16 protein-coding genes are annotated in these 24210 nt (G+C 38.4%); 7 read left to right on the plus strand and 9 right to left on the minus strand.

Going from position 1 to position 24210, the window contains the following annotated elements:
* Nucleotides 1-53: 53 nt before the first annotated feature.
* Together NSQ43_RS15510 and NSQ43_RS15515 are read left to right on the plus strand one after the other, a co-directional pair.
* Nucleotides 54-458, plus strand: a complete 405-nt coding sequence (locus NSQ43_RS15510) for a CidA/LrgA family protein (RefSeq protein ID WP_339254951.1) — start codon at nucleotides 54-56, stop codon at nucleotides 456-458.
* Entirely contained in the window at nucleotides 428-1120 is a 693-nt protein-coding gene (locus tag NSQ43_RS15515; protein ID WP_339251644.1) for an LrgB family protein, read from the plus strand. The genes NSQ43_RS15510 and NSQ43_RS15515 overlap by 31 nt, the downstream gene beginning before the upstream one ends.
* Before the next feature lie 202 nt (nucleotides 1121-1322).
* Here the strand turns inward: NSQ43_RS15515 and NSQ43_RS15520 are convergent, their stop codons facing one another.
* Together NSQ43_RS15520 and NSQ43_RS15525 are read right to left on the minus strand one after the other, a co-directional pair.
* Complete coding sequence (locus NSQ43_RS15520; protein WP_339251646.1) at nucleotides 1323-1982, minus strand: VTT domain-containing protein; 660 nt, start codon at nucleotides 1980-1982, stop codon at nucleotides 1323-1325.
* 76 nt (nucleotides 1983-2058) lie between these two features.
* Nucleotides 2059-3339 (minus strand): OFA family MFS transporter, encoded by a 1281-nt coding sequence (locus tag NSQ43_RS15525; RefSeq protein ID WP_339251648.1) that lies wholly within the window; start codon nucleotides 3337-3339, stop codon nucleotides 2059-2061.
* 314 nt (nucleotides 3340-3653) lie between these two features.
* On the opposite strand from NSQ43_RS15525, the gene NSQ43_RS15530 reads away from it, so the two are divergent.
* From NSQ43_RS15530 to NSQ43_RS15540, 3 genes are all read left to right on the plus strand, one after another.
* The gene (locus tag NSQ43_RS15530) at nucleotides 3654-3962 is read left to right on the plus strand and encodes a hypothetical protein (RefSeq protein WP_339251650.1); all 309 of its coding nucleotides are present in this window, start codon (nucleotides 3654-3656) and stop codon (nucleotides 3960-3962) included.
* 75 nt (nucleotides 3963-4037) lie between these two features.
* Entirely contained in the window at nucleotides 4038-4523 is a 486-nt protein-coding gene (locus tag NSQ43_RS15535; protein WP_339251652.1) for a spore coat protein, read from the plus strand.
* 362 nt (nucleotides 4524-4885) lie between these two features.
* Nucleotides 4886-5527, plus strand: a complete 642-nt coding sequence (locus NSQ43_RS15540; RefSeq protein ID WP_339251654.1) for a metal-dependent hydrolase — start codon at nucleotides 4886-4888, stop codon at nucleotides 5525-5527.
* A 332-nt stretch (nucleotides 5528-5859) separates the two neighbouring features.
* On the opposite strand, the gene NSQ43_RS15545 is transcribed toward NSQ43_RS15540, so the two are convergent.
* Nucleotides 5860-6882: a DEAD/DEAH box helicase family protein gene (locus tag NSQ43_RS15545; protein ID WP_339251655.1), complete on the minus strand. Its 1023-nt coding sequence runs from the start codon at nucleotides 6880-6882 to the stop codon at nucleotides 5860-5862.
* Nucleotides 6883-7000: 118 nt separating this feature from the next.
* Between NSQ43_RS15545 and NSQ43_RS15550 the strand changes: the two genes are divergently transcribed.
* Together NSQ43_RS15550 and NSQ43_RS15555 are read left to right on the plus strand one after the other, a co-directional pair.
* Nucleotides 7001-7237, plus strand: coding sequence for a hypothetical protein (locus NSQ43_RS15550; RefSeq protein WP_339251656.1), 237 nt, complete (start codon nucleotides 7001-7003; stop codon nucleotides 7235-7237).
* Between the two features lie 123 nt (nucleotides 7238-7360).
* On the plus strand, nucleotides 7361-7756 hold the full coding sequence (locus NSQ43_RS15555; protein ID WP_339251658.1) for a VOC family protein: 396 nt from the start codon (nucleotides 7361-7363) through the stop codon (nucleotides 7754-7756).
* A gap of 250 nt (nucleotides 7757-8006) precedes the next feature.
* Here NSQ43_RS15555 and NSQ43_RS15560 read toward each other — a convergent pair whose 3' ends face one another.
* The 6 genes from NSQ43_RS15560 to NSQ43_RS15585 are packed head-to-tail and all read right to left on the minus strand — an operon-like array spanning nucleotide 8007 to nucleotide 24207.
* A complete protein-coding gene (locus NSQ43_RS15560) occupies nucleotides 8007-8270 on the minus strand; it encodes a YokU family protein (protein WP_339251660.1) in 264 nt (87 codons plus the stop codon).
* A gap of 24 nt (nucleotides 8271-8294) precedes the next feature.
* Nucleotides 8295-9686: a lysine 2,3-aminomutase gene (gene ablA / locus NSQ43_RS15565; RefSeq protein WP_339251662.1), complete on the minus strand. Its 1392-nt coding sequence runs from the start codon at nucleotides 9684-9686 to the stop codon at nucleotides 8295-8297.
* Between the two features lie 23 nt (nucleotides 9687-9709).
* Nucleotides 9710-10417 carry a thioesterase domain-containing protein gene (locus tag NSQ43_RS15570; RefSeq protein WP_339251664.1) on the minus strand — a complete coding sequence of 236 codons (708 nt, stop codon included), beginning with the start codon at nucleotides 10415-10417 and terminating at the stop codon, nucleotides 9710-9712.
* Between the two features lie 31 nt (nucleotides 10418-10448).
* Nucleotides 10449-12197 carry an ABC transporter ATP-binding protein gene (locus NSQ43_RS15575; RefSeq protein WP_339251666.1) on the minus strand — a complete coding sequence of 583 codons (1749 nt, stop codon included), beginning with the start codon at nucleotides 12195-12197 and terminating at the stop codon, nucleotides 10449-10451.
* Nucleotides 12198-12207: 10 nt separating this feature from the next.
* Complete coding sequence (locus tag NSQ43_RS15580) at nucleotides 12208-19743, minus strand: amino acid adenylation domain-containing protein (protein ID WP_339251668.1); 7536 nt, start codon at nucleotides 19741-19743, stop codon at nucleotides 12208-12210.
* Nucleotides 19744-19755: 12 nt separating this feature from the next.
* On the minus strand, nucleotides 19756-24207 hold the full coding sequence (locus tag NSQ43_RS15585; protein ID WP_339251670.1) for an amino acid adenylation domain-containing protein: 4452 nt from the start codon (nucleotides 24205-24207) through the stop codon (nucleotides 19756-19758).
* Nucleotides 24208-24210 lie beyond the last annotated feature (3 nt).

Below are 24210 nucleotides of genomic sequence, written 5' to 3' on the forward strand. Positions count from 1 at the left end.
AGTTGTCCGGCAGCTTAGGAAGTTGTTTCTAAATGAAGGAGGAACAACACGTCATGAGGATTCTCATTATTATTTTACAGATTTGTATTCTATATATTTTTTCATATATCGGAACGGTTATTCAGAACTTTTTCGACCTGATTATACCAGGAAGCATCATTGGGCTTCTGTTACTTTTCACTTGTCTTTGCTTTAAAATAATTCCTGTGAAATGGATTGAAAATGGCGCAGGGTTTGTACTCAGTATATTGATGCTGTTTTTCATTCCAGCATCAGTCGGTATTATGAATTATGCATCCTTACTTTCTTTACATGGTGCATTATTCATCCTTGCCGTCATCATAAGTACAGTCATTTCCATTGCAATTACAGGGACAGCTGGACAGTTTTTCGGAAAAAAGGCTATTAAAAGAGAGGATGATAAAGAATGCAGCAAGCAACACTCGCATTCTTCATGATTTTATTAACCGTCGTTGCCTATTTAGCCGCAGTGAAACTATATAAACGGTATTCATTCTCCTTTTTAATACCTGTTCTAACTGCGACCACGATGATTATTATCGTGCTCTCTTTATTCCAAATTCCATACGACAAGTATATGGTTGGGGGACAATGGATCAGCTCCCTTTTAGGGCCTTCCGTCGTCGCACTTGCCTACCCTTTGTATAGGCAACGCCATTTTTTACGAGATCACTTACTTCCTATCTTGGGAGGGGTGTTGGTTGGCGCCAGTTCCGGAATGGTCAGCGTTGCACTCATCGCTAAACTATTCAGGCTCAATCAAAACTTAACCCTTTTCCTTATCCCAAAATCCCTTACTACCCCCGTAGCCATTGAAGTGGCGAAAGGGCTGGACGGAAATGCATCTCTAACGGTTGTCGGTGTTATGATCGCTGGAATTTTCGGTGCAATCATCGCCCCGACTATATTTAAGCTATTGCGCATCCATAGCCCCCTTGGCAGAGGCATCGCACTTGGTGGCGCATCACATGCTATCGGGACTTCAAAAGCTGCTGAATACGGCGAACTCGCCTTTTCGATGAGCTCTGTCACTATGGCATTATGCGCAGTCATCGGCTCAGTTTTAGGACCGATTGTTGTGTGGATATTCCATATATGAAAAAGCACCGCATCTGCGGTGTTTTTTTTCGTGGAATTGTTGTAAAGGTACCTGTGTAAGAAACATTCATATTTATTCAATCAATTTGTATAAATATACATACTACAAAAACAAACAACTTATAACTAACATCACAGTTTCATATATATACAATTGTAGTGTATTAACTGAATAGTTCGCTGCACAGGTACCTTAATAATATTCATTTCCCCATCCGTCCGCGTACCACACCAATAATTGCCGGCAGCACGGAAATGAAGATAATGAGTAGGAGTACGGTTGAAAAATTGTCTTTGATAATCGGGATATTGCCGAAAAAATAGCCTAAAGTTGTACAAACCCCAACCCAAATTACGGCACCGACTACGTTATAAATCAAAAAATAACGGTAGTTCATCCGGCTCGCACCCGCGACAAAAGGGATGAACGTGCGAATGAATGGCATGAAACGAGCGATTACAATCGTTTTTCCACCATGCCTATTGAAGAAACTCTCAGCTTTAGCCATCTTTTCTTGGTTAATTAATTTCCCCATGAAACTCTTTGAAGAGATGGTAGTTCCCACTTTCTTACCGATATGATAATTCACAGTATCGCCAAGCACCGCTGCGGTAAAAAAGACGAGGACTAAGAGAACAAAGTTAAATGCCCCCCTCGTGGCTAATGCACCACTGGCAAACAATAAGGAATCTCCAGGTAAGAATGGGAAAATTACAATTCCAGTTTCAACAAATACGATTAAAAATAGGATTCCGTATGACCATCCGCCAAAGGTCTTGATGATCTCAACTAAATGGTCATCAATATGCAGGATGAAATCAATAATAGCGTAGATTAGTGTCAAGATTGTACCTGCCTTCATAGTTTTCTCACTTCATGTTATCACAAAACTCATAGATTAGATTCAAGAATTAATTCATGAAGACCAAAAAAACCTTTTATATCAACGCATCCTTTTTCATGTCAACTACCACCCGTTCCTTCCCATCAGCCGTCAAGCTAACTTTCTCAGGTTTAACAAGTAGTATACTGATCAAAGTCGCAACCGCGAAGAGCCCCATGATGACATACAGCACCATGTCATAGGAATCTGTCTTGTCCAAAACAAATGCACTTAGCTGATTGCCCGTCAGTCCCGCAACCGCCCAAGCGGATAATGCCAAACCGTGCACAGTTGAAATACTGTCCAAACCGAAACGATCCGATAACAGTGGAGGCAAAGATGAAAACCCTCCGCCGTACCCTGCATTGATGATGCAAAGCAGAGCAATAATAAGAATCGCGATTGAATTATTTAACCCATCAAACACAATCGTTAATAAAAACGCAGAAATCGATGAAATAAAAATGATCTTATAAATCGAGTTTCGATCCTTCATTCGGTCTCCCAATGAAGAGAAAAAAATCCGACCGCCCGCATTGAAAATCGCGGTTAACGAACTAACCAAACCAATTGCCCCAAATCCAATGAACGCCAAAATCCCTTTTTCCTGCGAAATCAATGCCAACCCACAAGTAATATTAATATAAAACATTAGCCAAATTCCGATGAATGTTTTATTTTTTAACGCCAATTTATAACTAAAGTTTCGTGTTTGAACGCTTTCTTCCTCATACCCTGCCGGTTTTCTTAATAGTACATGTCCAATAACCATCATCACTAAATAGATTGCAGCTAAAATATAAAACATCGTAAAAACATTTGATGGATTCACCAAAATCCCTTCCACGTTTCTATCCCCCAAAAGCTTTTCCATCAATGGACTCGCAATCACCTTTGCCAATCCGAAACCAGCAACCGCAAGGCCCGTCGCCAACCCCTTTTGCTTATCAAACCAAAGCATCAACGTCTTCACCGGCGTCAAATAGCCAATTCCAAGCCCAATCCCCATGATTACTCCGTATGAAATATAAACACCGATCAATGACTTTTGGTAAATAAAGAAACCCGTTCCCGCCATCCCGGCAACAAAAAACAATGCTGAAAGCAAAGACGACTTATGTATATCCTTCTCAACAAGCCTCCCACCAAAAGCCGCCGACATCCCAAGAACAAAAATCGCTATACTAAACGCCCACTCCACTTCCCCAACAGATCTCCCCATATAAGTGGCAATATCACCCTTAAACAGCGACCAACAGTAAACCGTACCAATACTACAATGAATTAACAAAGCCGGAAGCACAGCACGCATCCACTTATTATTAATCTTTTCCATTTCGCCCCTCCTCCAGATCTACTGACCTTTACCTAAAACACGAACAATAATTATAAATGAATTAAATTAATTCGTCTTCGGTTCGTGATTTAATAGTTTTTGTCTTTTTTAAGAGTTATTTATAGTTAATTTACGAAAATTAATAAAGTCATTATATATCATATTAGGAAATAAGCAAATAGAAATTTGAAAAGATACTTTGTAAAGGTGCCTGTGCAGCAAACATTCTATTCCTTCTCACATGTATAGCTGCCCTTCCAAAGTTGCTGAACTTGGAATATACATACTTGAGAGTGCAAAAGGAGGTGATTTGAATGGAGGAAAAGAAAGACGCTCGACAACTAAAAGGACTGTCCGATCAGTTAATGGAAATGTATGTTGCTAACTTATTGTCCAAGCATAACGTTGATATCGAAAAAGCAAAATTGCAAATAACGAAAGAACAGCGTGCACAGTTACGGAAGACAGCAGAACAGCTAAAAGCCCAGGTAGATGAATACCTTGAGTCGAAAAAAACTCAAAAAATGCCTAAGACAGAAGAAAAAAATGCGGGACAGGTAAATCCGCTACGGGAAGCATTCATTCAAAGAAGAATGAATAAGGAAAGAGGAAAAAATGAATAAAACCAGATGATTGTCCAACTCAACAAAAGTTTTGAACATCTAATAAGAAGAGATAAAGAAAGGAGGGGAAAATAAATGTCCTATTACGATGACGATGAATATGAATATTGTCGTTCACGTTCTCAAGGTAGGTGGTCTGCCTTGGACCCTGATGCCGAGCATCCGATCTTCTCATCCAGAAACAGAAATTCTAACACTGGGGCTGAAGCGGGTCTTTTCTCGGATATCGACCAAATTTCCAATGAATTAATTTTAATTCGCGACTCCAGCAACGTTTCCGTCCACACGACGGACACACAAGTTGCAGCATCCCTGCAAGCAGCTTTGCAGGTTGCAATCGCCATTGTTGTCAACATCTCGATTGCCGACGCCTCAAGAGCGGAGCGCGTAACAGCAGAATTATTGGAAAGAGCGACTATCCGACAGTCCAACCGCCAAAGAATGTACATCGTTAACTCCCGTGATATTGAAGTTATTACGGAAGATATCGATGTGGCAATATCCTTGCAACTTTTACTACAGGTCTTATTGGCATTAATTGTCCAATTAGACATACTGTAAGGCAAAAAGGAAAACTATGTCTCTATACTACCCAGAATAACAACCGCGCCCCACGCCAACCAGCAAGCGGGTGCGGTTTTCTCGTACTAATCCCCTCTACCCTAATCTATGAATCAAACTCAGCACATGACACTGTTTGTTTGTAAAGGTGCCTGTGCAAGAAACATTCATGATAATTCAACCAATTTGAATAAATATACATAAATAAAGAGTGAATATTGTAGGTGCAGCCTCACATATTTATATTTATGCAATTGTAGTGTATTAACTGAATTCAACCTTGCACAGGCACCTTAAAAATATTGCCCACCCCTTCCCAATAAGAGATAATAAAAGGATTACACAACAAGAGAGGTTTTCAGATGAAAGGAAGTTCACACGCAGCTATCGGCGCCGCAGCCGGAGCAATAGCAGGATATCAGATGCAGCCTGATTTATATACAATAGTGGTCTCTTCGCTTATCGGAGGCGTATCAGCGTTAGTCCCCGACCTGGATACAAATGGGTTGGCAAGCAATCGGATCACTCTCTCAAAGAAATTTGCTCAATGGCTCATGCAGTCCGTTGGGATCGGCACTTTAGTCGCGATTGCATATCAGTTTTTCACTACAGGCTTCTCTCCTTCTATTATTCTTTACGCGGGGATCGGTTTGCTATTTTTCATCATCTCGCATTTCATTACACAACGAAGAATGTTAACACTAACCGGAGTCATGGTGATGTGGCTCGGCATTGTGATGCATCAGTCCATCGGCATCCTGTTGGCCGGAAGTTATATCGTCATCGCGTCATTCCTGCCACACCGGTCCTACACTCATTCACTTTTAGGACTCGCGTTTTATGCATTCATCTTGCATCATTTACAACAGGAGTGGGCATTCGAAGGTCTACTTGTTGCAGGAATAGCCGGGTACACCAGTCACCTCATTGCGGACATGAAGCTATTGCCAATAAACCGCCGAGGCGTGAAGTTACTCGCTCCGCTTTGGAATAAAGAATTGTAAAGGTGCCTGTGCAAGAAACATTCATGATAATTCACACAATTTGAATAAAAATACATAGATTCCAAATAAGAATCGTACCTACAACCCTAACAATTTATATTTATACAATTGTAGTGTATTTACTGAATAGTTCCATGCACAGGTACCTCAAAATTGGCACCTCAAAATTAGATTAACATTAAAAAATGGGGTGGAATTTATGCAACCAGTTAACTACCTTAATGATGATTCGGCACGAAACGACTATGCCGTTATATTGGAACTTGTGAAAAATGCCTTGAAATAAGCCCAAATATTAGACCATGTGACCATTGAAGAACGGAATGAAGGTTTTATGGTAAACCAAAAATCTTCATATTCCCGGATAAGACTACAATATTCTTCACGAACCCTTTGAACTGCTTATGTAGGTCCTTCACGTGTTGTACTCTCTCTGTTAGAATCAACGGCGTTCTTCCCTCCTCCAACTCTAACAGCACGTCATTAAATATACGTTCATTCCGCGCTTCATTCACAATTAGCTCATTACAAATCTCCAGAAGTTTTTCCATTTTCGTCATGAATTTTGTATTTCTAACAATAACCCGGTGGTTGTAAGGGCGTATCTTCGCCTGGTCTTTTGCATCCGCTTTATAGATAATTGGCCCACACTGCATTGTAATAATCGGATGCAATCCATCTTTTCGCTTCAGTGTCGCCGTTAGCCCATAGACAAACTTTGCCCGAATTTGTTTCATTACTTTTTCAAATGTGAAAGCCGACAAATGATGGCATTCGTCCACAATCACTTGCCCGTATTGCGTTACAACCGGATCTACCCCACCTTGTCTTGACAACGATTGCATCATGGCTACATCGATCATTGCCGTTTGCTTCCGTTTTCCCCCTCCGATTTGGCCGATTTCCTCCTTTGAAACACCTAAAAAGTTCGATAGCTGCTCCAACATCTTTTGCACAGCCTCCTGCTGCTGCGGTCGTAATTCCCCTCGTAATGCAACATCGATCGGGTCTCCTTCATTTCGCTGATCCGCAATTTCCAGCCCTACCTTAAAGGATTCAAATATTCCCCTAACCTCTTCCACACATCCCCTTGGGACAATCATATGGATATCATTCGTTTCCGCGCATACAATCTTCTTTTCAACACCATAAGTCGAATGTCTTCTTGCTTGCCGCTTATAAAATTCTGGATTATGAAAGGACGCAGCATCATGAAGCTTTGTTAATAATGAGGAAGGAAGCCCCGATTTCTTGATATGGATTCCATTTTTCCATTGAACAGCCTCCAACGGACCCGATAGTTCATTTTTCTCTTCAGCTTCAGGATTGGATAACTCCTTGATAATCCTTTCCACACTTCTCCGGTCCAATTTCACGATGGTTGATAAATAAAGCCATTGATCAACGTACGATTGGAACGATTCGTCGACAAATTCACTATTCCCCTCAATGATTGAACAAGGTGATTTGTAAATGAAAGTACTATGGACCCAACAGGCCTTGGAAGTGTTTCAATCCATTCAGAGCAGACACTTTTCATTGATTGAAACACAAGAATATAAAAAAGATCTTGTCACTAAAATTCAAGATAGGGTTTCCCTTATAAAAACCAGTATCCCTTCTAATCAATCAGGGTGGGAAGGAACATATAAAGTTATAGTTGATCAATATATTGTCTATTATTCCTTATCCGATGACCATACAGCATAATAAAAAATAAAGTCTGCTATCAATAACTCTGTGACAATTTGTTCACAAACACCAAGCAATGCTATAATTAATCGAATAAGTAAAATTATTCTAAAATGGAATAACAAGAAACGGGAGGAAGTTATGGGGAGATTAGTTCATTTCGAGATTCACGTTGATGACATGGAGCGGGCGAAGGGGTTTTATGGGAAAGTTTTCGGATGGGATTTCCAGGATTGGAGCGATTTTGCTGGGATGCCCTACTTCGGGGCAGTGACTGGCGATGATAGTGAACCTGGCATCAATGGAGCATTAATGCAGCGGCAAAGTGCTCCGCCTGAAGTGGGACAAGCCATGAACGGCTTCGCTTGTACGATGGGTGTGGAGAATTACGATGCAACGGAAGAGAAGATTTTGGCAAATGGCGGCACTGTCGCTATGCCAAAATACGCGCTACCCGGTATGGCGTGGCAAGGGTATTATATCGACACCGAAGGCAATGTGTTTGGAATTCATCAACCTGACGAGAATGCCAAGTAACATATAAAAACTTAAGGCTGTCACAGAAAGTCGGTTTCCGGCTTTCTGGACAGCCTTATTTTCGTTAGTTGAATTGTAAAGGTACCTGTGCAAGAAACATTCATGATAATTCAACCAATTTGCATGAATATACATAAATACAAAGTAGATATTGTAGGTATCACCTTACATATTTATATTTATGCAATTGTAGTGTATTAACTGAATTCAACCTTGCACAGGCACCTAAATAATTCATAATTCCAAATGATTAAACTTTAAAGTAGTTTTTCTTCAATAATCTTGGTTGTGCCATTAAATCTTCATATGAGACACTTGATTCTATCTTACTCGTGTCAATGAGATATAATTGATCTTCGATTTCTTCGTGAACGGAGTCTTCTTGATAAATCATTCCACAATCCAAACATTCAATAGATGGAATTGATGTAATTTCAATTGCTCGATTACCTATTGGTAACTCCCACGCGGCAGTTTGCTTTGTTATCAATATTTCACTTGATTCGCACCACATACATTCCACTTCAAATCCCCCCATTCATTGATGTACAGGTTCTTTTTGTTGTGCTTGCCATTGCTTTTCAATCATCTTATCCCTTTTTTCACGACCATCTTTGAGGCTTACATGCTCAGGATCCGATTCATAGACCTTTCTACGAATATTACGTTCTAAGTTTTCAGGAGATAATGTCTTTACCTCATCATTCATTAAAGCTGCAATCCCAACTGTCCTCGCCGTGTCTTCCAAATTATATAGTTCATTGAAGTAATCATCTGCTTGGCCTGGAACATAAAATTGTGGTTCTGGATAGGAAGTGATGACCCCCTCAAAGTTTCGAAGAATCACTTTCTCCCCGCCTTGGGAAATAATATAATTCGGCTGCACTGGAATTTTACCGCCGCCCCCAGGTGCGTCGACAACAAAAGTTGGTACAGCATAACCAGATGTATGCCCTCTTAACCCCTCAATAATTTCAATTCCTTTCGAAATCGGTGCTCTAAAATGTCCGATTCCTTCCGACAAGTCACACTGATAAATATAATATGGTCGAACTCGGATTTTAACCAAATCATGCATAAGCTTCTTCATAATAGTGACGCTATCATTGATCCCTGCCAAAATAACGGATTGATTTCCTAATGGAACACCAGCGTCTGCCAACATTTCACAAGCTTTTTTAGATTCCTCTGTAATCTCAACTGAGGTATTGAAATGCGTATTCAACCATACCGGATGATACTTTTTCAATATATTGCATAAGTTCTCTGTGATTCTTTGCGGAAAAACAACCGGTGCTCTTGTACCGATACGGATAATTTCCACATGTGGAATATCTCGCAAATTTTTCAAGATATATTCCAATAATCTGTCATTAATGAGCAAACCGTCCCCACCTGATATAAGAACATCACGAACTACAGGTGTTTCTCTTATATACTGAATGGCTTTATCAATTTGTTTTTTGGGAACTCCCATACCGATTTGTCCAGAAAATCTACGCCTCGTACAGTAACGGCAATACATTGAGCATTGGTTTGTAACAAGGAACAAAACTCTATCTGGATAACGGTGCGTGAGTCCAGGAACTGGAGAATCCTCATCCTCGTGAAGAGGATCCTCTAAATCATAACTCGTTTTATTTATCTCAGCTGAAATCGGAATCGATTGCATCCGAATCGGACATCTTGGATCATCAGGATTCATTAATGACGCATAATACGGCGTTATATTCAACGGAATCGTTCTCGTTGAAATTCTAACCCCCTCTACCTCATCAGGAGTCAAATTAACGACTTTTTTCAAGTCATCGACAGTGCGTATCGTATTCGTCAATTGCCAAATCCAATCATTCCATTTCTCTTCCGGTACATCCTTCCAAAGCTCAACTTCCCGCCAGTCCCTTTTAGGTTTATACAATTGATTTAGCATTTGCTTGATCGCCCTCCGCTTAATTAATGTGTATTTTGGTATAAATATCGTGCAGATGTACGATTTATAATCGTAGCGATTCTTACGTAATCCCTTTTTATAAAAAAATGATTACCTGTAAACAACTTATACTCACAAGGCTTAACAAAAATATCATCCCACTTATGAATGTTGTCACTATGTTCATCTTCTTCGGTATAAAGTATAGTAGAACCGCAACTCAGCTTTTCAGACAACTCATTAAATCGATAGCTTGCAATGGATGCAAAATCCGCCCTCATTATCGGAATAAAGTATTTCAGTATACTCATATCCTTTGTTAAATCAGCTTCTATTCCGCCTCTCTTCACTAATTCCTGAATAAATTCTTCGTCTTTTAACCCCAATAAGTCAGAGGACATTTCATATATTGGCGGCTGAAAGGCCGCCAAAAATAGATGTTCAGGGTGTTGTTCCAATCTTTTGCTTGCTTCATAGGCTAATAAGCTGCCAAAGCTATAACCTAATATCATATACTGATCTTCTTTACTAACTTTAGACTTAATCTGATCGACTACATCGTCCACCACTTCGTCGATAGAAGTTAATAATTCTTCATCAAATCTTGACCCTCTCCCCGGTAACTCGATTGGTACCAAGTTGATGTCCTCGTTTAAATATGACTTTAATTTATAATAAATCGTGGCTGAAGCTCCTGCATAAGGTAAACAGAAAAGTGATAGTTTCTTCAAGTCTGACCTCCCTGATTGAATTTCACTAATTTTAAACTCCAACGAGTTCATCACTTAATTTACAAAGGGAATAAAATTCTCCTCTTTGTTGGATTAACTCATGGATCGTACCCATTTCGGAAACCTTTCCGTCTTTCAACATGATAATGCAGTCATAATTTGCAAGTAATTCTTCATCTATTTTGTGTGTGATAGCGATACTTGTCATACCCTTCAGATTGCTGAGGGAGTTCTCTAATTCCCTCGTTGTCTTTAAGTCTAATGCCGAAGTAGCCTCGTCCATAAGGAGTATTGGTGGCTGCTTCAACAATGCCCTCGCAATTGAAACTCTTTGCCTCTCACCGCCTGATAATTCGGCGCCTCCCTCACCGCATCGAGCTTTTATGCCCCCTCTTTCTTCAAGGAAGGAATCCATAATAGCGTTTTTTGTTGCAAGTTTAACTTGTTCATCCGGCCATTCTTTATAAAGCTTAATATTTTCTTCAATACTATCGTCAAAAACAAATGTATCTTGTTGAACCATACTATAGAGTTGCGTCAATGCTTTCTCATCCACATCACGAATTTCAACATCATCTATAAAGATATTTCCTTCATAGGAATCATAATAGCCTGCCAAAATTTTTAGTAATGTGGATTTTCCGCTCCCACTCAGACCGACGACCGCATATCTTTTCCCTTTCTCAAAAACCAAATTAATGTTTTCCAAAGTATTCTGTTCATCAGTCTTAAATGAGAAGCTCAAATTTTCAACTCGAATACTATGCTCTAAATTTGTTTTTTGAATTTTAAGACCAGATGATGCTTCCTTATTCAATAACTCATCGGAATTTCTTAACAACTGTAAGCTGGCACTTCTTTTTGCTACGGATGAAACAACATCATTAATAGGAGCAGTTACATTGTTAAGAAGCTGTACAAAGGCAAGGATTCCACCGATTGTCATTTGCCCCTCTATCGTCAACCATGCACCTGCAATAAAAAGGATTAACACAATTATCACAGTGCTGTTTTGAGTTAAGGACATTACAATCCCAAGCAATACTTGATACTTCTTCTTAGCATCCTCCTGTTGTTCTGCTTTTCCTTCAGATAGATTAAGTATCTCCTTTTCAATATTAAAGCTCTTTATAACCGGGTATCCGGAAAAAATATCTTTAATAAATGAAGTAAATATACCGTTATTTTTAGCAACATTGTTTTGGGCACTAACTAACTTCCTATTAAAAATGGCTGAAACAATCAAAGGAAGTACGCAGGATACCAATACACATATCGCTAATATCCAGCTGATGTAAAACATAAGAGCGATGCCGAAGACGATCATTACACTTTGTGAAATTAGACGAATGGTCCCTCGAATATAATCTTCTTCTATAATCGTCATATCGTTATTCAATATGGAAATATAGTTTCCGGTTTTCTCACTGTTAAAATCCTTTATTTTTAAACCAAGAATCCTTTCCGTTACGATCTTTTTTAAATTCGTCATCGCTTTTTTAGTAAATCCATTCACGGTAATGATTTCTAACATATTCACTGAGATATTCACTAAAATATAGATGGCCGAAATTATGATCAAGCCATATAATGCCTGAAGCCCTTCCTCAATACCTTTGTCTATAAACTGCTGTAAAATAAGGGCTACACCTACACTTAAAAGGTAGGAGATGATTGAGAAAAATACCGCGAAACTATACATGACTCTATTATTTTCATATATATAGCCTTTCAACTTTCTCCCATTACTGAAAGGGACCCCTACTGTACTTGTAGTCATTCTCCCCCTTTTAATCATTTGCCCCTATTCCTTCCATTAACTGATTTAATAAATCAATTTCATCATCTAATAACTCAACACTGCTTACTTCTTCTATCAAATTCACTCTTTCTTTAGGCATTTGTTCGGAATTGGCAAATTTATAAAGCTCTTCTATGGCACTTAAAAAGTGTTTTTCAAAACTCTCCATATCTGCCTTACTTATGAATTGATGATCGTAATAATTTGTGAATACGACCTTGTCCTTAACATATGCTCCATTTATTGTCAGAGGGTGGAATAATTGATTCTCGTCAGCAATATCGAATTGATTGAACCTGTCCGAAAATGCTATGCCTTTTAATTCGTGATTTTCAAGCGTGGTTTCTCCTAAGAAGTTAAAGATTATATCTGCATCGACCGTTAATGACTCGTCATGATGTAGATATCTCAGTATTCCATAGGAAATTCCTTGGTTTGGAACCTTTAAAAAGCTCCTTCTGACGTCCACTATTGCATCATTAATAGATAAATTAGGCTTTAAAATCATTGGATATATAGTTGTAAACCAGCCTACTGTTCTATTAATATTAATGTTTTCATTAAGTTCTTCTCTTCCGTGAGATTCTAACTCCAGTATATAACTTGACGTATTCCTCCACTTTTTCAAGGCTATATTTAATGCGGTTATAAAGAATTCATCAGTTTCAATCCCAAAAATCCTATGATACTGCATGATCATTTGGGTGCACTTTTCTTTAGACATCTCAACACTAAATACGCCTAATCTCTTTTTACCAATGTACTCTTCTTCAGTTTTGGCTGTACCAAATAATCTGTCTGTGAATCTCCCTTCATACACTATCTCTTTCCAATGTTTTTCATCTTGTTGACTTAGATGGCTTTGTCCAAATTCCATTAAGCTTTCCACCCAATCCAAGTACGAGGCTGTCTTTTTAGGCAATTCAACTTGCTTATTTGCGGCCAACTGATTATAAACGGTAAAGATGTCCACCACTATTATTCTCCAGGAAACACCGTCCACCGCTAGATGATGTGCACAGACCATCAAATAATCCTTCGTTTTAGCATGAAATAATACTGCATGAAGCAATGGTCCATTTTGTATATCCATTGTGCTTTGCTCGTATTTCATCACTCTCTCAATTTCTTCGGTTGAGTCATCTTCAATAAATACTTCACTGAAGGCGCACAACCCCTCTTTCTCACCAATTGCTGTAATCCTTTGACGGGGATCATATACAACTCGTAACATGTCATGATGTTTCACGATTTTCTGTATTGCAGCCTTTAAAATATCTCCATTTAAAGGTGATTCCACTTCAAGAACTATGGATTGATTGAAGTGATTTGGATTTTTCAAGTCCAATTGAAGGAATCTACTTTGGATAGGTGATAAAGGAATTTCCCCGGACAATGAATCCTGACTATATTCCTCTATTTCTTTTACAACAACGTTTGCATTGCAAATGGATCCCACCGTTTGATAGTTCATAATATCTTTTATGGAAAGTCTGTATCCAAGTTCTCTTACAATAGAAGATACTTGAATTGCTTTAATTGAATCTCCACCTAACTCAAAGAAGCTATCATTTAGTCCAACAGGTTCTCTATTTAATACTTCTTCAAATGTCGTGGCTACCATTATTTCAATATCAGATGTAGGGGCAATGAATTCTTCTTGCCTTTCGAATCCGATATCCGGCAAAGCGTTTTTATCCGCTTTCCCATTTACAGTCAAAGGGATCTCGTCTATCGCCATAATATAGGAAGGTATCATGTATTCAGGTAATTCTTTTCTTAAACCTTCTCTTATTGCAGCTATATCCGTTGATTCTTTCTCCTCCATTACCACGTATGCATAAAGGGCTTTATCCCCTTCGCCTACTTCCTTTGCGATGACTACCGTTTCCTTTATTCCCGCTTGTTTGTTGAAAACTTCCTCGATCTCCTGTAATTCAACTCGGTAGCCCCTTATTTTCACTTGCTGATCGATTCTGCCTAAGTACTCTATATTTCCGTCCGGCAGCCATCTTACCAAGTCTCCGCTTCTATACATTTTCCCTTTGCCGAATTTGTTGTCCACGAACTTTTCCTTATTGAGATCGTCCCGATTTAAATAACCTCTACTAACACCTGATCCTGTAATGCATAATTCTCCAGGAACACCAATGCCACAAAGCTTGTCCCCGTTCAGTACATAAACTTGTGTACCGCTAATAGGCTTTCCGATTGGGATGGTATCGAAATCGTTCGGTATCTCATAGGTCGTTGTAAACGTTGTATTCTCTGTCGGACCATATCCATTGATGATTTTTATATTAGGATACAATGATTTAAATTTCCTTACATGACTAACAGATAGTTCTTCTCCACCTACGAACAAATTCTCCAAGTGCTCAAACATATCGGCTTTTATATCTAACATTTGATTGAACAGGCTTGATGTCATCCAAAGCGTATTTATTTTATTTTCTTTTAAAGATCTTGATAGTTTGTTTACATCTGTCAACGTATCTTGAGTTTCTAAATACAATGTTCCGCCGTTTAATAAACAACCGAAAAACTCAAATGTTGATGCATCAAAAGCAATTGATCCTGTCTGAAGAATTCTTGTTTCTTCATTGAATGTGATGAAGTTGGGTTCTTTCACCAAACGAATGATACTTTTATGCTCAATAAGACTACCTTTTGGCTTTCCACTTGTTCCAGAAGTGTACATGATGTAGGCTAGGTGATTGCCTTCCAAATTCAGATTTGGATTGGTGCTATTTCGATAATTATTATGATCTTTCAAGTTAATCTTTGTTAGTTGTTTTTCAAATTCATAATCAAATTCGCCTAACAAGGCAGTTTTTGCCCCTACATCTTCGACTATGAAATCTATACGTTCTTTCGGATACGTATGGTCAATCGGAACATAGCTTGCCCCCGCCTTCAAAACGCCTAATATTCCGACGATTAACTGCAGAGATCGTTCTGAAAGAATAACAACCGGCTCTTCCTGCGCAACACCTTTTTCCAATAGTTCATGAGCCAATTCATTAGCCCTATTATTTAATTCAGCATAGGTCATTTCCTTGTCTTCAAATACAATGGCAGTTTTCGTCGGGAATTTATCCGCCATTTCTTCAAAGATTTGCTTCACACTGACCTCATCATAATTTCTTTCACTACGATTGAATTCACTAGTGATCACATTAAATTCATCGTGGATTAGTGAGTCCAGTTCTTCAATTTTCTGCTCCGTGTCAGCTGTTATACCCGAAAGTAGTTTGATGTACCGATTCATCATCAATTCAATACTCTCGCGTTTAAATAAATCCGTATTATAAATACAATTCAGCTTGTACGTTCCATCTTTCAAGGACATTTCTATATCGATATCAAATTTCGATAGAGGGTCAGCAGTGAAAACGTCTTCGATGCTCATAGTATTTAACTCAAATTTGAATTCAGCTGCATTTTGCAGTGTAAAAGACACATCGAATAATGGATTCCTACTTGGATCCCTTTTATCCACTACTTCATCCACTAATTCCTCAAAAGGATATTCTTGGTTTTCGTATGCCCCCATGCAATGTTCCTTTACCTCATCAAGAAAATCTTTAATAGTTTTTTCCGCATTTGGATAGCCACGCATCGCTAACGTATTCACGAACATCCCTAACGCCTTTTCGACATCCTTATGTGTCCTTCCAAACATCGGACTTCCGATTACGATATCTTCCTGATGACTGTATTTATGAAGGGTGATCATAAGTCCACCAAGGAGAATCATATAATCGGTCAAGTGATTCTCGTTTGCAAATCTTCTTATTTTTGCAGTTACGTCTTCTTGGAGATCAATCGTAATTCGATCACCATTAAAGGTTTTGATCATCGGCCTTTTGGCATCGTAAGGTAAATGTAAAGCTTCAGGTTTGGTTTTATAGATGTTATGCCAATAATCCTTTTGGGCTTGCAAATCCCTTGTATTAAACCATTCACTGTAATTCTTATATTGAATGACCTGTTTCTCTAACTCTCCGCCATTACACAAAGCTATAAATTCTTCCATAAATAGATTAATACTTACAGCATCGGAAACGATATGGTGGGTATCAAACAGTAAATAGCCATGGCTCTCCGATAATTTCACTAAGCCTAATCTGACTAATCGGTTTTTATTCAACTCAAAAGGCCTGACAAACTCTTGCATAAGCTGTTTTTTGGATAGTCCTCCATCCAAAATTCTTATATCAGCGTCCACCGTTTGAGAAATCCTTTGAATATACTCTCCATCCTCTATATGGAAACTCGTTCTCAAAATTTCGTGATGCTCAATGAGTTTTTGAAATACCGCTGAAAAGAGCTCCGTATCAAAGTTCCCTTTAACTTCGATTCCAAAAGGCATATTATAAGCTAAGGAATCTGGATTAACCTCTTGCAATACATACATTCTCTTTGCAGATGAAATCATTGGGTAACTCATTTTCATTTCAGCAAGTGGTATAGGATAGAAATTCAAATTCTCAACGGAATTCATAAAGAAAGCAAGGTCCTCAACAACCGGATGCTTAAACACATCCGATATTTTCACATCCTTACCTATTTCTTGTTTGATTAAATTCACAAGTTCCATTGCAAGAATACTGTGTCCGCCTAATTCAAAGAAATTATCTGTTATGCCGATTCGATCTCTATTTAAAAGCTTCATATAAATACTGCAAAGTTTCTTTTCCAAAGATGTCTTTGGTGCGATGAATTCCCTTTCTTCGCTATTCGCCAGCAATAATAGTGCTTTATGATCCACTTTGCCATTTCTTGTCTTAGGAATATCTTCAACGTTATGCCAAAAACTTGGGACCATATATTCTGGAACCTGTTGTCTAATAGTATTTTTAACCCGATTCAAATCAGCCTCTATACTATCTGTTTTAAACGCAATGAAAGCATGGATTTTCTTATCATTCTCATATTCTTGAACTACGACGGCAACATCTTTAATCGTATGATCATGTCTAATACAGGATTCGATTTCGCCTAATTCGACCCTATATCCTCTAATTTTCACTTGATCATCAATACGACCGATGTATTCAACGTTTCCATCCGGAAGCCATTGCGCCAAATCTCCAGTTCTATAAAGTTTCCCTTCGCCGAAAGGATTGTCTATAAACTTTTCTTCTGTTAGCTCAACTCTATTTAGGTAACCCCTTCCCACGCCTCCCCCTGCGATGCAAAGTTCGCCCGGCATACGGATTCCACAAAGGTTCGTACCCTGCAGAATATATATTTGGGTATTAAAAGTAGGTTTTCCAATAGGCACTGATTTATAATTTGCTCTTTCATCTGACCTGATAAAGAAATCGGTCGCACAGACTGTGGACTCCGTTGGGCCATAAGCATTTACATAATCTATTCCTTGTTTTACATGGTTCAGTACATGTGGATTGGATTCAGAACCTGCAGTTATAATGAGCCGCACTGTATCCAATTCTGTTAACAAGAAATATTGCGGAGGCAAGGTCACCACCGTAACTCCCATTTCCCTAACATAATTGCTAAATAGTTGCGGGTCTTCTATAATTTCGTCATCCGTTAAGACAAGCGTTCCACCATGAAATAATGCCATTATAATTTCCCAAACTGCAGCATCAAATGATAGGTTTGCAAATTGCAAGATAGAATCTTTATCATCTATCTCATAATGGTTACGATGGTGTTTAGAAAGATTGACAACATTATGATGTTCAATCATTACTCCCTTAGGCTGTCCTGTAGTGCCTGATGTATATATGATATAAGCGAGGGACTCTGGTTTAATATCAACAGTATCTATCTCTTCCGTATAGACCGTGTCATCATTTAAATTTATTTGTTTTCTACTTGTATATCCAAGCTCTTCGGTACAGAGAACTAGTTTAGGATTGCTATCCTCTAACATATATTCAATTCGAGTCTTTGGGTATTTTGAGTCGATTGGTATATAGGCAGCCCCCGATTTTAGGACTCCTAATATACCGGCAATAATTTCAATTCCTTTATTTCCAACAATGGCGACCAAGTCATTGGATTTTATTCCATTCTTTCTTAATGTAAATGCTATCTGATTAGCCATCTTATTTAACTCGGGATAAGTTAGTCGCTGATCCCGATACGCAATGGCAACTTTATCGGGATAGCTAAAAACCTGTTTTTCAAATACCGAAACAATGGTTTCATCTTTAGATATGTTGTCCGGAGTTTTATTAAACTCAAGTAAAATCTTGTTCTGTTCCATTGGTGGTAAAATGTTCATATCAGAAATGGATATTGACTTGTTAGCGGCCTCTATTAACTGCTTAACAATATAGACTAACCTGTCATGCATTCTTTCAATATCCTCTTCGTCAAACAATGAAATTCTGTAATCATAATCTATGCTGAGCTCATTTTCCTTTGACCGATCACTTACATGAACGGTTAAAGCATTGTACTGATGACTACTATTTAACCACTCAATATTGTCTAAAACGGATGTGAGTTCAGAATCATAATTCGCATTCTGATATGAATAGCCAATCTCTAATAGATTTAAATCTTTCTTCAAATGCCTGTTCATATACTCATTGATGTCATTATAGGTATACGATGAGTGTCTAAGCATACTTGTTTGTTTCTGTTGAATGTCCAACAAAAATTCTTTGGCATTCATATCTTTATCGATAGTAGCTAATAGTGGTAATAAATGAACAAACTCTCCAAATATCTTCCTATCCCTTTTCTTCCTACCTAATACAGCCACTCCAAGAGAGATGGAATCAGTTTGTTTTTCATAGGAGTTAAGTAAAATTAGGGAACTAAGAAATAAAACGGGTAATGAAACACCACAGTTTTCTGCGCCTGTAACGATGGATTTTGTTTCTTCTTCGTCTACGTTAAATGACATTCTTCTACTTTTCAGGTCTTCAATTGAAGATGCTTTAGGGTATTGATTGACACTATCGAATTTTTCTAAAAGCCGAGTCCAATACTCTTTACTTTTTTGCTTTCTTTTCGAGTCCTTTTCTTCATGCTCCTTTTTAATGTATTCTTCAAAAGAGGCTTCAGGATCCTCCTCAACCTCAATACGCAGCATATATTGACGTAGTTTTTTAGAAAAAATCTCGACTAATGACCAAGCATCAGCTATAGAATGATGCATAAAAAGCGCAAAAGACATTTTACCATTTGGTTTATGAAGTATATAAATCTCGTACAGTTTTCCACCTTTATTGAAATAACACTTACTCATATGGATCGCTTTAAACTGTTCGTATACATTCCAAGTCGTAATTTCGACTAATGGAATGTCTTCATAGTGAAAGCTTTCAAATGTTTGGTATAAATCGGTATCCTTTTCGATGTATCTTATTTGAAAAGCGTCCAACTCTTTGAGCACATGATTTAGTCCTTCATTTATTTCTTCATATGAATAGTTCGACTTAAAATCTGCGACAATTCCTAAGGTATTGATGCTCGTATTTTCAAAAATACTTTCAATATCTATAATTTGTTTTTGACTTTCCGACAATCCAATCATTTTTACACCTCTCTATACCTCTACCATCCTGTATCCATGAAGTATTATTTTGTCCATAGCTTCCATTACTTGCTCTTCCCTATTTTCAAATCCTGTTGCAACGATCACCACACCATCATCTGTAAACTGGCATCTCACATTTATCGGCAACTTACCACTCGACGTATCTATTATCTTCCTTGCATTCATATCTAAAGTACTTTCTGCCGTGATTCCTGAATCATCACCATAGCTTGTCACTGCATTGACGCTAGGTATTTTGCTTCCATTTTCTATTAGCCAGTTTTCCTGTTCGCGATTTAAATCTCTTATTCCTAAACAAAGTTCCGGTGAGTTGGCAAGTAGTTCACTTATCTTCTCAAACCTGTTTCTTTCAGCTAAATCAATGGTGAATAATTTCGCTTCTTGGAAAAGACCAAGCGTCCTACTATTCGAAGCGTTTCTACCATGATGTAAAATAATCACAGGTATTTTATCGACTGCCTTCATCGTTTCTTCTTGAAGTATGATTGCTTCAAGCAATGAAAGTGTTGCAAGCAATTGATTAGTCATTACTGTATGATCTACATTGCTTTCATCGAACTTCTTTTTAAAGACAGTCATTTTGCTTTTATTCTTATAGAGCAAGTCCATATTTTGAGCTGCATTCACGAATTCATTGAATTTCAATTCACTTGATCCTTTTACTGCAGTTTCATTCTTCACATGTTGTGAATAGAAATGATCCTCTATTTTCCGGTGAATTAATTCCGGTTCTTTTAATAATTGATTTATCCTACGCTCAAAAATTGAGGAAGAAGTCATATCCCATAAAGCATGGTGGATAAAAATATAAACGACATATTTGTTATGGGTAGCCTTGATGATGCAAATCTTATTCAGCAAAGGTCCCTCAAACAAGTTCTTCGTGTCTAACCCGAACTTCTCGACAAGCGAATAGACGACTTGAGTGTCTTTTTGATTACTTCCACTAATGTCTACTACTGGAATCCTGTGATTCGTTGAAATTTCACTTTCAATGAATAAGTTCTTTTCCTGATCATAGCGGGTCCTTAAAACAGACTGTTCTGCTATAACCCTTAAAATTGCCCTTTCAAGTTCACTCACTGTATATTCGCCTTCAAGGATAAAACGTCCGCTTGAGCCCCCACCAATGGTATCTTCAAGAAAGATTTGTTGGGATAAAGAAGGTTCATACTCCCCGACACTATTTCCTCTAACGATTGAATCACCATATGAATCCAATTCCTCAAGGAAATCTTTATAATGGATTTTGGCATCCGCGATTTTCTTGTTTATATCCAATTCAGATGAATAATCAACCTTCTCATGTCCATCTTCTTGTCCTTCATCCATCAAGGCTTTCGCCAATTCAAGTACAGTCCCGTTTTTCATAAGTTTTTTTATCGATAGAGCATAATCCACATTCCTACATAAAGTAGTAAACCTGATGGCCTTTATGGAATCTCCGCCTAATTCAAAGAAATTGTCTTTAATGCCAACCTGATCAATTCCTAAGACTTCTTCAAACAGTTTACAAAGAGTTTCCTCAACCGAATTTCTTGGAGCAATGTATTCCACATGCCTTTCCAATTCGATTGCTGGCAATGCTTTTTTATCAATTTTCCCGTTAACAGTTAAAGGAATCTCGGCTATTTCCATTACATAGGCCGGTATCATGTACTCAGGTAATTCTTTCCGTACACCTGCTTTTACCGTAACTATATCCGTCGCGTTTTCTTCGTCCATCACAACATAAGCGCATAAGGCTTGATTTCCTTCGTCTATTTCCTTTGCGATGACAACAGTTTCCTTTATGCCTGCTTGCTTGTTGAAAACTTCCTCTATCTCCTGCAGTTCAACGCGATAGCCCCGGATTTTCACTTGGTTATCGATTCTACCTAAGTACTCGATGTTTCCGTCCGGCAGCCATCTTACCAAATCTCCACTCCTATACATTTTGCCTTCGCCAAAAGGATTATCGACAAACTTCTCCTTCGTCAGTTCCTCACTATTTAAATAGCCTCTGCTGACGCCGGATCCTGTAATACATAATTCTCCCGGAATACCGATGCCGCAGATTTGTTCGTCTTGGCAAATATATGCAGTCCGTCCCACTATCGGCTTCCCTGCTTGGATAGTGCCTGTTTGATCCTTCGGTACATGATAGAATGCAGCGCATACCGTTTGCTCGGTTGAACCGAACGTATTACCCACATTGGCATGTTCCAATAAATTATCGATATAGCTGTATTTGAGTGTATCTCCGCCATTTAAATAGAGATTTACAGTTTTAGGAATTCGTCCTTGATTGAACTCCTTCAATAACAGAGTGGAACAACTGATTAACGTCACTTCATGCTCGTCCATATAATCACATGCTTTGTTTATATCCGTAATTCGCTCCTCATTATAAAGAACTACTTTTCCACCTCTAATATGGACTGGATACACTTCTTCAACGATGGTGTCGAAGTTATAGGCCGTATGCTGGAGCGCTACTGTTTCTTCAGAGATGTTAAATTCATCTGCAAAAGATCGTACATAAGAGGTGGCGCCTGCATGCTCGACCATGACGCTTTTTGGTTTTCCACTCGTTCCTGATGTCGACGTTAAATAGATCAAGTCCTCTTTTTCATTGATCTTTACCGGGTTCTCTTCACAACCGCTATACGCATCTTCGGAAAACAGGTGTAAACAAACATAGTCTCCCTCCGGGGCGTCTACCCCTTTCCCTAAAAGAATCACTTTCGGGGAATAGTCGTTTAAGATGAAGTTTATCCGGTCTTTCGGGAAGCTTATATCAATTGGTCCATAGGCTCCACCGGATTTCATGACGCCATAAATTCCTATCATCATTTCAAGATTTCTTTCAGAAAGTATTGCCACTATGTCATTTCTGCCGACGCCTAATTCCCTCAATTTATGAGATAGTGAATTGGCTTTTCTATTTAGTTCATCGTAAGTGAGTTCTTCATCTTCGTAGACGAGTGCGATGTTGTCAGGTGTTTTAACAACTTGCCTTTCAAAATGCTCAATTATCGTTTCGCTTGAATACAACTCATCTAAAGATTCACTTTGGTTGAATTGCTTTACAACCATTTCCTGTTCGTTTTCATCGATTAAGTTCAGATGGCCGATAGCCTTGCCCGGATTGTTTATCATTTCTAAGATTAAATGATCAAGTCTCTCTAATATAAGTTTTATCTCGTATTCCGAAAACTTCTTAGTATCGTATAAAATATCGAACACTATACGATCTTGCGCATCTACACCTATACAAATATCGTAGTTAGTTTCTTCTCTCCCAGATTCCCCGACAATTTCAAAATCAAATGATGTGTCCAGCTCTGAATTTGAGACATAATAGTTTTCAAATACAAATAAGGTATCGAAAAGTTGTCCTTGTATGGGACTTTGTTTTTGGATTTCACTGAGGGCAAAATATTCATACGCTTGGCTTGCTATAGCTTGATTATCCATATCCTTTAATAGGTCCAATACCGTTGTGTCCCTCTCGCATCGGATACGGACTGGAATCGTATTTATAAATAACCCGATTGCACGCTCAATGTTTTTAACCCTGCCATCTCGCCCCGAAACGACTTTCCCAAATACAACATCATTGCTATTATTATATTTTTGCAGCAAAATACCCCAAGCGGTTTCTACGATTCGATTTAATGTCATCCTATGACTCTTTGCGAACTCTTTAACTTTCTCGCTACTTTCAAGAGTCATTGAATGGATTACACAGTTCCCCTCAGAAGGGGCTGGCTTATCCTCTAAGGGGATAATGCCAGCAACAGTATCATAGTCGACTAAAAGATTTCTCCAATATTCTTCCGCCTGATTATGGTCTTGAGCTTGCAACCATTTTATAAAGTCGCCATAAGAACCAACTTCGGCTTTTTCTACAGCAACTTTTTCCTTTAAATCGTTGTAATGCAATCCTTCTTCAAGCAATTCATAGAGCCTAAAGAAATCACCTATGATAATCGAATTACACCAACCATCTATAAGAATATGATGGGCGCTCCATAGTATAATCCACTCATCACTGCTTGCCTCTATAAGGGTTACACGGAGTAAGCTATCGCTTTCGAGATTGAAATCCCTTTCAATGTCTGCAGCTTTAATGGATTTTATTAACTCTGTTCTTTTATCTAAAGGTTGGTCTTTAATGACTTCTTTTTGAATTTCAATTTCCCTATCTTTCAACACTACTTGCCAGGGCTTACCGGTAGACTTTGCTATAACAATCGCCGTTCGTAAGGTGTCATATTTTATAGAAAGGAGAGAAATAGCTTGTCTAATGTACGTCTCATTGACCTTCCCCTTTAATGTAAATGCATTTTGGATAAAGTAACTGGAGTTCTCGGGATCTCTCAGTTTCTCAAATAATATGCCCTCTTGAAGGGGAGATAATTGATAGATGCTTTGAATGTTCTTTTTATTAGTCATCAT

The sequence above is a fragment of the Sporosarcina sp. FSL W8-0480 genome (assembly GCF_037963765.1).
Lineage (GTDB): Bacteria > Bacillota > Bacilli > Bacillales_A > Planococcaceae > Sporosarcina.

Bases quoted from the DNA above. Each gene is read 5' to 3' on its own strand.
- NSQ43_RS15550 (WP_339251656.1), top strand. From the start codon at position 7,001: ATGAAAGTACTATGGACCCAACAGGCCTTGGAAGTGTTTCAATCCATT.
- NSQ43_RS15525 (WP_339251648.1), bottom strand. From the start codon at position 3,339: ATGGAAAAGATTAATAATAAGTGGATGCGTGCTGTGCTTCCGGCTTTG.
- ablA (WP_339251662.1), bottom strand. From the start codon at position 9,686: ATGCTAAATCAATTGTATAAACCTAAAAGGGACTGGCGGGAAGTTGAG.
- NSQ43_RS15585 (WP_339251670.1), bottom strand. From the start codon at position 24,207: ATGACTAATAAAAAGAACATTCAAAGCATCTATCAATTATCTCCCCTT.
- NSQ43_RS15515 (WP_339251644.1), top strand. From the start codon at position 428: ATGCAGCAAGCAACACTCGCATTCTTCATGATTTTATTAACCGTCGTT.
- NSQ43_RS15530 (WP_339251650.1), top strand. From the start codon at position 3,654: ATGGAGGAAAAGAAAGACGCTCGACAACTAAAAGGACTGTCCGATCAG.
- NSQ43_RS15575 (WP_339251666.1), bottom strand. From the start codon at position 12,197: ATGACTACAAGTACAGTAGGGGTCCCTTTCAGTAATGGGAGAAAGTTG.
- NSQ43_RS15535 (WP_339251652.1), top strand. From the start codon at position 4,038: ATGTCCTATTACGATGACGATGAATATGAATATTGTCGTTCACGTTCT.
- NSQ43_RS15540 (WP_339251654.1), top strand. From the start codon at position 4,886: ATGAAAGGAAGTTCACACGCAGCTATCGGCGCCGCAGCCGGAGCAATA.
- NSQ43_RS15560 (WP_339251660.1), bottom strand. From the start codon at position 8,270: ATGTGGTGCGAATCAAGTGAAATATTGATAACAAAGCAAACTGCCGCG.
- NSQ43_RS15510 (WP_339254951.1), top strand. From the start codon at position 54: ATGAGGATTCTCATTATTATTTTACAGATTTGTATTCTATATATTTTT.
- NSQ43_RS15580 (WP_339251668.1), bottom strand. From the start codon at position 19,743: ATGATTGGATTGTCGGAAAGTCAAAAACAAATTATAGATATTGAAAGT.
- NSQ43_RS15555 (WP_339251658.1), top strand. From the start codon at position 7,361: ATGGGGAGATTAGTTCATTTCGAGATTCACGTTGATGACATGGAGCGG.
- NSQ43_RS15520 (WP_339251646.1), bottom strand. From the start codon at position 1,982: ATGAAGGCAGGTACAATCTTGACACTAATCTACGCTATTATTGATTTC.